This window comes from Prevotella pallens (assembly GCF_900454935.1).
GTDB lineage: Bacteria > Bacteroidota > Bacteroidia > Bacteroidales > Bacteroidaceae > Prevotella > Prevotella pallens.
Map to the genome: position 1 here is coordinate 1,064,020 of NZ_UGTP01000001.1, position 12,768 is coordinate 1,076,787.

A 12,768-nucleotide genomic window follows, 5' to 3' on the forward strand; every position below is an offset into this window, starting at 1 on the left:
TGATATTACTTTTTTAGTAAAAAAACACATCTAAGGGGGTTATTATATATCGTTTTTTACTAACTTTGTATTACTATATGGATTTTAAACTAACATCAAAATACAAACCTACTGGCGATCAGCCGGAGGCTATACGAGAATTAACAGAAGGTATAAAGCGTGGCGATAAAAGCCAAGTCTTGTTAGGGGTAACTGGTTCTGGAAAGACATTCACAATGGCAAATGTTATTGCGAATGTAAATAAACCCACTCTTATTTTGTCGCATAATAAAACTTTGGCAGCACAACTTTTTGAGGAAATGAAAGGCTTCTTTCCTCAAAATGCTGTTGAATATTATGTTTCATACTACGATTATTATCAGCCTGAAGCTTATTTACCATCTACAGATACTTATATAGAAAAGGATTTAGCTATAAATGATGAAATAGATAAGCTACGTCTTTCTGCTGTTTCTGCATTATTATCAGGTAGAAAAGATGTAATTGTTGTATCGTCTGTTTCTTGTATTTATGGTATGGGTGGACCTGTTGCAATGCGGAATAATGTTATACAGATAAAGAAAGGACAGATTCTTGACCGCAATATCTTCTTACGTCGCTTAGTAGATGCCTTATATGTTCGGAATGATATTGATTTACAACGGGGTAATTTTAGAGTAAAAGGTGATACTGTTGATATAGCAATGGCTTATAGCGATAATATATTGAGGGTTACTTGGTGGGACGATGAAATTGATGCAATAGAAGAAGTTGATTCTATTTCTTATCATCGATTAGGTTCTTTCGAGGAATATGAGATTTATCCGGCTAATCTTTTCGTAACGTCAAAAGAACAAACAGAAATTGCTATTAGAAACATACAAGACGATTTGGTGAAACAAATTGATTTCTTTAACGAAGCTGGAGATAGTATTAAGGCTCAACGTATTAAAGAACGCGTAGAATATGATGTTGAAATGATAAAAGAATTAGGTCATTGCTCTGGAATAGAAAACTATTCTCGCTATTTTGATGGTAGAGAAGAGGGACAACGACCTTATTGTCTATTGGACTTCTTTCCAAAAGATAATCTTATTATTATTGATGAAAGCCATGTTAGTGTTCCTCAAATCTCCGCGATGTATGGTGGAGATAGGGCGCGAAAAAAGAATTTGGTGGAATTTGGTTTCAGATTACCAGCTGCATTTGATAATCGTCCGTTAAAATTCGAAGAATTCCATAGTCTTATTCATCAAATAATTTATGTATCAGCTACTCCTGCAAATTTTGAATTAGAAGAGTCTGATGGAGTTGTTGTAGAACAACTTATTCGTCCTACAGGATTGCTCGATCCCGAAATAGAAGTTCGTTCATCTATAAATCAAATTGATGATTTAATGGGCGAAATCCTGGAGAGGGTAGAAAGGCATGAGCGTATTCTTGTTACAACTCTTACAAAAAGAATGGCAGAAGAATTAACCGAATATTTATTAAACCATAATGTAAAGGCTGCTTATATACATAGTAATGTTGCAAACTTAGATAGAATTAAAATTATAAACGATTTACGTAGTGGAATTTATGATGTTTTAGTTGGAGTAAATCTTTTACGTGAAGGATTAGATTTGCCTGAAGTTTCATTAGTGGCTATTCTTGATGCAGATAAAGAGGGTTTTCTTCGTAGTCATAGAAGTCTTACACAAACAGCGGGTAGAGCTGCTAGAAATGTAAATGGAAAAGTTATTATGTATGCTGATAGTGTAACAGAAAGTATGCGAAAAACTATTGATGAAACTTTACGAAGACGTGAAAAACAATTGGAATATAATGCGCAACATCATATTACTCCTACACAAATTAAACGTTCAATAAAGGAGATATTGCCAACAACAAAAAACATTTCGATGAGTGCTAATATTGCAAACGAAAAAATGAAGGCGCAAAAATACAATATTCAGTCTGAAGAAATTCCTATGGTGGCAGATCCTATTGTATTGAAAATGACAAAAGAGCAACTCGAAAAGAGTATTCAGAATACAACCGCATTAATGAAGGAGGCTGCAAAGAATCTTGATTTCTTACAAGCTGCACAATATCGTGATGAAATATTACGCTTACAAGCAGAATTGGAACAAAAATAGGTTTTAGGAAACGATATATAAAAAATGTCTATTGCAGGCTTCCTGTTTTTGTTTTATACGTAGCTTTCTTAAAAAAACAAAGCCTGTTTTTTCTTATTAAAATGCAAATGAAATATAATAAGAAAATTAAAAATAATAATTATATTTTTTCATTTTCTTATTATAAATTCTGAAAAATGTATTTGAAAAGGTGTTTTGTTCTTATATATGTAAACATAACCAACCTTAATGTTGTGATTTTTAGCGTCTTTCATTTTAATAATGTTACCTATAAAACTTAAATCTTACAACCCTATAGATTAAGAATGCAAACTAAAATTACAAATGAACGTTAAATGTTTAGTGAGAAAGCAACAATCAAGTATTTTTTTATAACTTTGCTGTACAAATTTATTTGTTATAACTAATTAAATAGAATTCTTTTAAACAAATGTTCTTTCTATTTATCACTTCTTTCTCTACTCTATGCGAGACAGGAGTTAATAAAAATGGAACTATATAAAAAGAGATTATGGCAGAAGAAAACGAAAGCAATTTGGTGCGTCCCCATCATAATAGACGTCCGCTACGAGAAAATAAAAATAAAGTTTCGGCACTGCGTCAATGGCTTAATATAATTTTTATGGTTGGTGCTGTTATTGGAGTTATATTCTATTTTGCTTTAGCCGATCAAACAATTGGAATTATCATTATTTTATCGTCAATGGTTTTTAAATTCGCTGAAGCTGCACTTCGATTATTTAATCAATGAAACAATATATATTCCTGATTATTAGTTTTCTTACTATATCATTGGTTTCTTCTGCGCAAGATTATAATGATATATCGGACAATGGCACGTTTGCAACAGAGAATACTAAACGTGATAAAAAATTTGGTATTTCAGACTCTATACAAAGCCAACATAAAGAAGTTCCTCGCGGGGTGAAAGTATGGACTATTGATGAACGTTTTGGAGATAGAAAAACAGCTCAACCAGATACTCTGTCGGAGATGTTTATGAATTCTTTCTTTACCACAGGACTAAGAGGCGAATACAATTCGTTAGGAAATTTAGGATCTCCCCGTCTAAATCGTATATTCATAGATAGAACTACACAGCCAGAGTTTATTTTTATTGCACCTTATGATAAATTTGTTGTTCCTCCTTCAAAATTTCTTTTTACATCAACTTTATCTCCTATAACAAATCTTTCTTATAGTACTGCTGGAAATCGCACTAATGGCGAAGACCAATTTAGAGCTTTATTTGCAGTAAACGCTGGTAAAATGTGGGGATTTGGATTTAAATTCGACTATCTTTATGGACGAGGCTATTACAGTAATCAAAGCACTTCGCTCATCGATTATGCTTTATGGGGTTCGTATACAGGTGAAAAGTATCAGGCAAATCTTCTTCTATCTCTAAATCATCAGAAAGTAGCTGAAAATGGAGGCATAACAAACGATGCATATATTACACACCCCGATATGTTTAACGAATCGTTTGAAACAAATGAAATTCCAACAGTCTTAACACGAAATTGGAATAGAAACGACAATCAGCACATTTTCTTTAATCATCGTTACAGTTTAGGATTCTATAGAAAGGTTCCAATGACGAAGGATGAAATAAAAGCAAAAGAGTTTGCCATAAAATCAAAAAAAGCACAAGAAATAAATGAAGCACGAAAGAAAGCAATAGAAGAAGCAAAGCAAAATGGCGAAACTTTTAATGAAGAAGAATTTAATGCACATATAAAAGATGAGGAGAAAGCTAATAATACAACTAATCAGACAGTATTGAATGATACTATTAATAATAGCAACCAATTGAAAGGTTTTAACATTCACGATGCGCAACAAAAAGATGTAGCCGTAAATGATTCGACAAATAAGTGGATGAAAAACGAATATGTACCTGTAACTAGTTTTATTCATACTGTACGTTTTGATAACTTCAGAAGAATTTATCAGGCATACGAAACACCAACTTCTTATTATGCAAATAATTATTATTACAATACAGTAACTGCAAATGATTCTATTTATGACCAAACAAAACATTGGTCGCTCCATAATACTTTTGCAATTGCATTATTAGAAGGATTTAATAAATGGGCTAAAGCAGGCTTAAAAGCATTTGTTTCTCACGAACTGAGACACTATGAATTGCCTGTATTGCAAACGGTAACTCCACCGTCAACAGTCTCTTTATTTGGCGGATATGAAAAAATAAACAAAAATGATGTTTCTATTGGAGGACAATTGCTAAAGACAAACGGAAAAACCTTACATTATAATATAAGTGCGGAAACATATCTAGTAGGCGATAGGGCAGGACAGCTCAAAATAGATGGTACGGCAGATCTTAATTTTCCTCTTTTAGGAGATACAGTTCAATTTGCCGCTACAGCCTTTTTTCATAGAACAGCCCCAACTTTCTATATGAATATGTTCCATTCGCGACATTTCTGGTGGGAAAATAATCTCGATAAACAAATACATTCTCGTATATTAGGGGCATTTGCGCTAAAGAAAACTAAAACACAACTTCGTGTTGGCTATGATGTATTAAAAGATTATACCTACTTTGGCTTACAAAACGACCGCATAGTAAGTGGTAATAATTATCTTGTACAGAACAATAAAGTAAATGTAAGACAACATGCAGGTGCGATAAGTTTGTTTACACTTCAATTGCAACAAAACTTTAAGTTTGGAATAGTTAATTGGCAAAACCTCATTACATATCAAAAATCAAGCAACGATATAGTTCTGCCAGTTCCTGCACTGAATGTTTATAGCAATATTTTTATTCGCTTTAAAATAGCAAGAGTTTTAGATTGCGACCTTGGTATAGATGGAAGATATTTTACCAAATATTATGCTCCAGAATATATTCCAGGTATCGGTTCATTTGGAATACAAGAAACAGAAGCTAGTAAAACAAAGATAGGTAATTATCCTATATTTAATGCTTATGCTAACTTTAAGTTACAACATACACGTTTCTTTATAATGATGTCGCATATTAATAGTGGAGATAGTGGCGATTATTTCTTTACTCCGCATTATCCACTTAATCAGAGAATATTACGCTTCGGAATAAGTTGGGACTTCTTTAATTAATTAACTAAACAAATGTCGGAAACAAAAGATTTACTATCAAAATTGGAGACAAATGTTAAGGTAAATTCGTTAAATGCATGGATTCTTGCAGCACGTCCTAAAACACTTACAGGAGCAAGTGTGCCTATAATGATAGGTATTGCTTTTGCTTTTATAGACATAGGGTGGGAGCGTTTCCAAATTATTCCTGCTGTTTTATGTGTATTCTTCGCTTTCATTATGCAAATAGATGCTAATTTTGTGAACGATTATTTCGACTGTTTGAAAGGAAACGATGATAGTGAAACGCGACTTGGACCTAAACGTGCTTGTAGTGAGGGCTGGATAACATTACGTGCAATGCGAAGAGGACTCTTTCTTACTACAATATTAGCTTGTATTGTTGGACTGCCACTTATATATTATGGTGGTTGGAGAATGATTGTTGTTGGAATGTTTTGTGTTGCTTTTTGCTTTCTTTACACCACAAAGCTGTCTTATTTAGGTTTAGGCGACTTACTTGTACTTATTTTCTTTGGCATTGTACCAGTTTGTATGACCTATTATGTTATATTACCTAAAGTGGCACAAACTGTTACTTGGCAAGTGTTTATAGCTTCTATTGCCTGTGGATTAATTATAGATACTTTGCTTGTTGTGAATAATTATCGTGATCGAACAAACGATAAGCAAGCCAATAAATACACACTTGTTGTGCGTATTGGCGAAAAAAGGACAGAAAAACTATATCTTTGGTTGGGTATAATGGGTGTATGCCTTATGGCAATAGTCTTTACTTCTACCAATGGAACTATGAATATTCTTAGCAATGCCGTAGTACTTCTCTATCTTTTGTTTCATATAAGAACGTGGAACGAAATGAAAAGAATAAAAGTTGGTAGAGAACTGAACAACGTATTAGGGCAAACAGCTCGCAATATGTTTGTTTATGGGCTATTGGCAACAATAGGAATACTTTTAATAAAGTTATAAAAAGATGGATAACAAGGTAGATTTAGATCTTATGGAATTTGTAGAACAACAAATTCTACCACGATATAATGCTTTTGGAAGGTCGCATGGGATAGGACATGTACAAAGAGTTATTAAGAATGCACTTGAGCTGGTCTCTGTAACAGGTGCTAATCCAAATATGGTATATGTTTCAGCAGCCTATCATGATTTAGGAATGGAGGGTCCACGTGCTATTCATCATATAACAAGTGGTAAAATTTTAGCTGCCGATGCACGACTAAAGAAATGGTTCTCCACAGAACAACTACGTATTATGAAAGAAGCTGTAGAAGACCATCGTGCTAGTAGTTCGCGTGTTCCACGTAGTATTTACGGAAAAATTGTTGCAGAAGCCGATAGGGAATTAGATTTTAATATAGTTTTCTCGCGTACAGTTTTATACGGATTGGAAAATTATCCGGAGAAAAATAAGGAAGAGCAATGGGAACGTTTCAATCATCATATTAATGAAAAATATGGAAGAAAAGGATACATACGTTTATGGATACCAAACTCGCCTAATGCAAAGAAACTAGAGGTTATTCGTGAATTAATAAGTAGACAATCTGAATTAAGAAAAATCTTCGATGAATTATATAATGAAATATTTAAACAATCTGAACAGAAACAGATACAATAAACAATAACAATTGTACTGTTTATATAACAAAGAAACTATGACGAAGAAAGAATTAATGCTCAGAGCTATCGAGTTATCAGAAGAAAGTGTTCGAAATGGTGGTGGTCCATTTGGAGCTTTAATAGCCAAAAACGGAGAAATAATAGCCGAAGGAAGCAATAAGGTTACTATAAACAACGATCCTACAGCCCACGCTGAAGTTTGTGCAATACGCAATGCATGCGAAAAACTGAATACATTCGAACTTACCGATTGTGAAATTTATACCTCATGCGAACCTTGTCCAATGTGTCTTGGAGCTATTTATTGGGCACATCTCGCTAAAATTTATTATGGGAACAATCGTAAAGATGCTTCCGAAATAGGTTTCGATGATGATTTTATCTATAAAGAACTAGCTATAGAACCAAAATATAGAAAGAAACCTTCCGAAATTTTACTCCATAAGGAGGCTAGTAATGCTTTCAGAATGTGGACATTAAAAGATGATAAGATGGAATATTAGATAAAAGTAGATATAATGTTACATTCTTTTATCTTGAAGGTATAATGAATTTACTTTAAAATATGGACATATAAAAAATCTATGCTCTATCTATTAGAACATAGATTTCTACTTTGATAGAATTTTTAAGTTTATAAGCTATTAAGTCTTGCTATATACTTACCAAGTATGTCGAATTCAACATTAACAACACTTCCTATTTTCATATCGCAGAAATTTGTATTTTCACGTGTATAAGGAATAATTGCCACTTTGAATGTATCAAGGGTTGGCTCACATACAGTTAACGAAACTCCATTTACAGTAACTGAACCTTTATCGACCGTAAAGTATCCTCGCTCCGCCATTTTTTTATCATTTTTATATTTAAAAGTGAAGTAGGTACTACCATCTGCATCTTCCATAGCAATACAATGAGCAATTTCATCGACATGACCTTGAACGATATGACCATCTAATCGGCCATTCATTAACATAGAACGCTCTATATTTACACGATCGCCAACCTTTAATAAACCAAGATTTGACCTGCTTAAAGTTTCTTTCATAGCTGTTACAGTGTAAGTATCGTCTTGCAGACGAACAACCGTAAGACAAACACCATTATGCGCAATGCTTTGATCTATTTTTAATTCGTTGGAAAACGAACACTTTAAAACGAAGTCTATATTTTCTTTATAACGTTCGATGGCTATTATTTCTGCCATTTCTTCAACAATTCCAGAGAACATAATTCTTTTATTTTATAATTTTTTTATTAAACAAATATAGATAACTACTTTACAAAAAATAAGGTGGAACTCCTTTAGGAACTCCACCTCTTTTATTGTCCTCGTCTTGAGAGGATTTGAGAAAGTCGCATCGATGATGTGATGAAAAGTCCGAGTATCTATGATAAGAGAGCTCTCTGCTTTTGTAATCCACTGGCTCGAAAGCTTAGTCGCTAAATGCGTTTTATGTGGCCCGCCATTGTCAAGAGAAGTCTTCTCGGTTTTTCAGATTTATTTGATGACTATCCCAATCAAATCGATACGACTATAATTTTTCCTTTCTAAGCACAAAGGTAGTACTTTTTTTTAATGTGCCAAATATTTGACTTAAATAATTGTATCATAAAGAACCTCACCGATGGTTGGGTGTATATGAATTATATTGGCAAGTTCTGTAAGTGTAGCATCATTATTCATAAGTACAGCAACTTCTTGTGTAATGTCGGCTGAATGTGCTCCAAATATATGGCAACCAAGTATTTTTCCATTTTCATCTGCCATTACCTTAACCATACCTTCTGTTTCTTCCATTGCTAATGCTTTTCCATTAGAGCGGTAAAAACCTTTCTTTACGATATATTTTATACCATCTTTCTTGCAAGAATCTTCTGACAAACCAACAGAACCAGCCTCTGGATAAGTGAATACTGCTGCAGGCATAATATCAAAACGTATTTTATCTTCCTTACCAAGAATACGATTAATAACATGTGTACCTTGGAAACTTGCAGCATGAGCAAGCATTTGTTTGCCATTTACATCGCCAACAGCATAAACACCAGAAATATTAGTCTCATAGTGTTCATTAGTTTCGATGCCTTGTTTTATACAGTTGATACCTGCAATTTCAAGTCCAAGACCTTCAATATTGGCTGCACGACCTGTTGCGACGAGTACAATGTCTGCAATAACTTTCTTTTCTTGACCTTTCTGTTCAAAAGTTACAATAGCTTGCTTCTTGTCCTCTGTAGCCACAATACTCTTTACGCCACTATTCATATTGAAATTTATACCACGTTTCTCTAATGTTTTACGCAATCGTTTTGCAATATCAGAGTCGATAGAAGGCAAGCATTCTTTCAAAAACTCAATAACGGTAACCTTACTTCCAAAAGTTTCAAACGCTGAAGCTAATTCTAGACCAATAACTCCGGCACCAATAATAGCCATTGTCTGTGGCACGTGGTCTATATCTAGTAACTCTGTTGAAGTTAGAACTTTATTCTTCAAAGCTTCTCCTTCTGGAGTATTGAAAGCTGGAATAAACGGAAGTAAACGAGCATGTGAACCTGTTGCGATAATTATATTATCGGCAGTCATCTGTGTGCCATTTACTTCTATGATCTTTTTATCTATAAACTTTGCTTCACCTTCTATATATGTAATGCCTGGCGTAGATAAAAGTCCTTTCACACCTTCGCGAAGTTGAGTTATTACATTAGTCTTGCGTTCTTGTATACGTGCGAAATCAACATTGTTGCTACTTGTGCATGACAATAAAGGATTGCGATATAAATCAGCATCGTGAGCAAAGCTTTTTGTAGGAATGCAACCTTCGTTAAGACACGTTCCTCCAGGATGTCTTTTCTCAATGATGGTAACCTTTAAACCTTCTTTCGCAGCGTGTACAGCGGTATGGTAACCACCAGGACCAGCTCCAATGATAATTAAATCGGTTTTTTCCATAATATAAAGCTAAAGATGTTATTGTTTCATCATTATTTGACGATAATTAAGAATAGGCTCTTTGGCAGCAAGAACATCATCGACGCGTCCAATTGGTGTATTGTGTGGTGCTTCCAAAACTTCTTTTGGAGTTTCACGGGCTTCGCGTGCAATAGTGTGCATAATGTTAATGAAACCATCAAGAGTTTTCTTACTTTCGTTTTCAGTAGGTTCAATCATCATTGCTTCGTGGAAGAGTAATGGGAAATAGATAGTTGGAGCATGATAACCATAATCAAGTAAACGTTTTGCAACATCCATAGTAGTTACACCAGTGCTCTTATCTTTGAGTCCATCGAAAACAAATTCGTGCATACAAAAACCTTCAATCGGTAATTCATAATCGTCTTTTAGGCATTCTTTTACATAGTTCGCATTGAGTGTAGCGTAAGGACCAACCATCTTTAGGTTCTCTCTACCTAATGTTAGAATGTAAGTATAAGCGCGTAAAGAAACTAAGAAATTTCCCATAAACAAGCCAAGATGCATATTGTTAAAATTGTATTCGGCTGTTGGTTTTGGCAAATCTATATCGTATCCTGTTTCTGTTTTTATAACATGAGGTTTTGGTAAAAATTCTACAAGATCAGCTCTTACACCAACAGGGCCACCACCAGGTCCACCACCACCATGAGGTGTAGAGAAAGTCTTGTGAATATTAATATGCATTACATCAAATCCCATATCGCCAGGACGTGCTACACCGAGAAGAGGATTAAGATTTGCTCCATCATAATACATTAAACCACCACACTCGTGAACTAATTTCGCTATCTCTGGAATGTTCTTTTCAAATAATCCTAATGTATTAGGGTTGGTCATCATCATACCAGCAATATCATCGCCAAGCAATGGTTTTAAGTCTTCAACATCAACAAGCCCATCAGCTGTACTTTTAACCTCTACTACATCAAGACCACACACTGCCGCAGAAGCAGGATTTGTACCATGTGCAGAATCAGGTATAATAATTTTCTTTCGTTTTGTATCTCCTCTTTTTTCGTGATAAGAACGAATTATCATTAAACCTGTAAGCTCTCCTTGAGCACCTGCAAATGGATTTAAAGTAAAGTCAGCAAGACCTGATATATTTGATAGAACATTTGCAAGACCATAATTAACTTCTAACGCACCTTGTACGGTACTGATTGGTTGTAATGGGTGGATATTTGTAAAACCGGGTAAAGCTGCTATCTCTTCATTAATAGTTGGGTTATATTTCATTGTGCAAGATCCTAAAGGATAGAATCCATTATCTACACCAAAGTTATTCCCACTATGATTTGTATAATGGCGTACAACTGTAAGTTCATCGCATTCAGGAAGCTCTGCATCTTTTTCACGTTTCAAATTGTTTGGGATTTCATAGTTCCCAAACTCATTTTTAGGTAGACTATAAGCTTTACAGCCTGGTTGTGAAAGCTCGAAAATCAAATTGCCATATAATCTATTATTCATTTCTTCGAAAATTTAAGTGTTATAAAACTTTGCATAAAGTCTATTTAAGTTTAAAGAAGAGCAACAAGTGCCTCTATATCTTCTTTCGTACGTTTCTCTGTTACAGCAACAAGAAGTTTATCTTCTCCAACTTTTACACCTGGAAGAATACCTTTTTCAATTGCTTTATCATAGAACATATCACGATTTTCGACCTTTAGCAAAAATTCATTAAAGAAAGGTTGAGTATAAACTAACTGTGCCTTCCCTGTTGCAATCATCTTATCGCATAGATAATGAGCAGCATCAAAACTTATTTTTGAAGCTTCTTTCACACCTTGTTTACCCATCATAGCCATATAGATAGTTACATAGAGTGCCATTAAGCTTTGATTAGAGCAAATATTTGATGTTGCTTTCTGGCGTCGAATGTGTTGTTCGCGTGCTTGTAAAGTAAGTACAAATACACGTTGTCCACGTGAATCTTTTGTTTGTCCAACGATACGACCTGGCATTTTACGCATCATTTTTTGAGTACAACTCATATATCCAGCGTATGGACCTCCGAATGCCATAGGCAAGCCAAGACTTTGAACGTCTCCAACTGCGAAGTCTGCACCCCATTCTCCTGGTGTCTTAAGAATAGAGAGATCGGCAGCTACGCTATTTACTATGAACAAAGCTTTATTTTTATGGCATACGTCAGCAAAACCAGTAAAATCTTCAACTATTCCGTAATAGTTTGGTTGTTGAACAATTACTCCAGCAACATTGCCTGATTCTATTTTTGTTTCTAAATCTTGTTTAGATGTTATACCATTCTCGTTTGCTATTGGAGCAAGATTTACGCCATTAAAATGTGCATAAGTCTTTAGCACTTCTATAATCTGTGGATTAATTGTTTCAGAATATAATACCGTATTACGTTTACTTGACTGCGCAGCGGCTACCATCATTGCTTCTGCAGTTGCAGTAGAACCGTCGTACATAGAAGCATTTGCTACATCCATATTAGTAAGTTCTGCTATCATACTTTGGAATTCAAAGATGTAGTGTAATGTTCCTTGTGATATTTCTGCTTGGTACGGGGTATATGAAGTGAGATATTCTGAACGACCTACAATTTGAGGAATAGCACTTGGTGTATAGTGATCATATACACCTGCTCCAGCAAAACAAACTAATTGTTGGTTTTTATCTGCTAATTTCTTAAAGAAGTTTCTTATTTCAATCTCGCTTTTTGCTTCAGGAATATTGTATTCCCCTTTAAAGCGTAGCACTTCAGGAATATCAGCAAAAAGGTCTTGTATATTTTCTATACCGACCTTATTAAGCATTTCCTTTGTTTCTTTTTCTGTATGTGGGAAGAATTTAAAACTCATATTTCTAATATTTAGTCGTTTGCATCTAAAAAGAATATAGCTGTTTTTCTTCTGCCAGAATCTGCTTTGAGAAGGAAAACAGCTA

General features: G+C 34.3%; 10 protein-coding genes. 6 read left to right on the plus strand and 4 right to left on the minus strand.

Features of this window, described 5'->3' with window-relative positions; all coding sequences use genetic code 11:
• Window positions 1-77 precede the first annotated feature (77 nt).
• The 6 genes from uvrB (at window position 78) to DX009_RS04635 (ending at window position 7,369) form a co-directional block, all read left to right on the plus strand.
• Window positions 78-2,120 (plus strand): excinuclease ABC subunit UvrB, encoded by a 2,043-nt coding sequence (gene uvrB, locus DX009_RS04610; RefSeq protein WP_006045060.1) that lies wholly within the window; start codon window positions 78-80, stop codon window positions 2,118-2,120.
• Between the two features lie 511 nt (window positions 2,121-2,631).
• Window positions 2,632-2,871 carry a hypothetical protein gene (locus tag DX009_RS04615; protein WP_006045059.1) on the plus strand — a complete coding sequence of 80 codons (240 nt, stop codon included), beginning with the start codon at window positions 2,632-2,634 and terminating at the stop codon, window positions 2,869-2,871.
• Window positions 2,868-5,231 carry a putative porin gene (locus DX009_RS04620; protein WP_115083163.1) on the plus strand — a complete coding sequence of 788 codons (2,364 nt, stop codon included), beginning with the start codon at window positions 2,868-2,870 and terminating at the stop codon, window positions 5,229-5,231. Before DX009_RS04615 ends, DX009_RS04620 begins: the two co-directional genes overlap by 4 nt.
• A gap of 12 nt (window positions 5,232-5,243) precedes the next feature.
• Complete coding sequence (menA, locus tag DX009_RS04625) at window positions 5,244-6,203, plus strand: 1,4-dihydroxy-2-naphthoate octaprenyltransferase (RefSeq protein WP_115083164.1); 960 nt, start codon at window positions 5,244-5,246, stop codon at window positions 6,201-6,203.
• Between the two features lie 4 nt (window positions 6,204-6,207).
• Window positions 6,208-6,864, plus strand: a complete 657-nt coding sequence (locus DX009_RS04630) for an HD domain-containing protein (RefSeq protein WP_115083165.1) — start codon at window positions 6,208-6,210, stop codon at window positions 6,862-6,864.
• 37 nt (window positions 6,865-6,901) lie between these two features.
• Window positions 6,902-7,369, plus strand: coding sequence for a nucleoside deaminase (locus tag DX009_RS04635; protein ID WP_006045055.1), 468 nt, complete (start codon window positions 6,902-6,904; stop codon window positions 7,367-7,369).
• A gap of 131 nt (window positions 7,370-7,500) precedes the next feature.
• Here the strand turns inward: DX009_RS04635 and DX009_RS04640 are convergent, their stop codons facing one another.
• The 4 genes from DX009_RS04640 to gcvPA form a co-directional block, all read right to left on the minus strand.
• Window positions 7,501-8,100: a riboflavin synthase gene (locus DX009_RS04640; protein WP_115083166.1), complete on the minus strand. Its 600-nt coding sequence runs from the start codon at window positions 8,098-8,100 to the stop codon at window positions 7,501-7,503.
• A gap of 366 nt (window positions 8,101-8,466) precedes the next feature.
• A complete protein-coding gene (gene lpdA / locus DX009_RS04645) occupies window positions 8,467-9,825 on the minus strand; it encodes a dihydrolipoyl dehydrogenase (RefSeq protein ID WP_115083167.1) in 1,359 nt (452 codons plus the stop codon).
• Window positions 9,826-9,843: 18 nt separating this feature from the next.
• On the minus strand, window positions 9,844-11,322 hold the full coding sequence (gene gcvPB / locus DX009_RS04650) for an aminomethyl-transferring glycine dehydrogenase subunit GcvPB (protein WP_006045052.1): 1,479 nt from the start codon (window positions 11,320-11,322) through the stop codon (window positions 9,844-9,846).
• 50 nt (window positions 11,323-11,372) lie between these two features.
• Window positions 11,373-12,683 (minus strand): aminomethyl-transferring glycine dehydrogenase subunit GcvPA, encoded by a 1,311-nt coding sequence (gene gcvPA, locus DX009_RS04655; protein ID WP_115083168.1) that lies wholly within the window; start codon window positions 12,681-12,683, stop codon window positions 11,373-11,375.
• Window positions 12,684-12,768 lie beyond the last annotated feature (85 nt).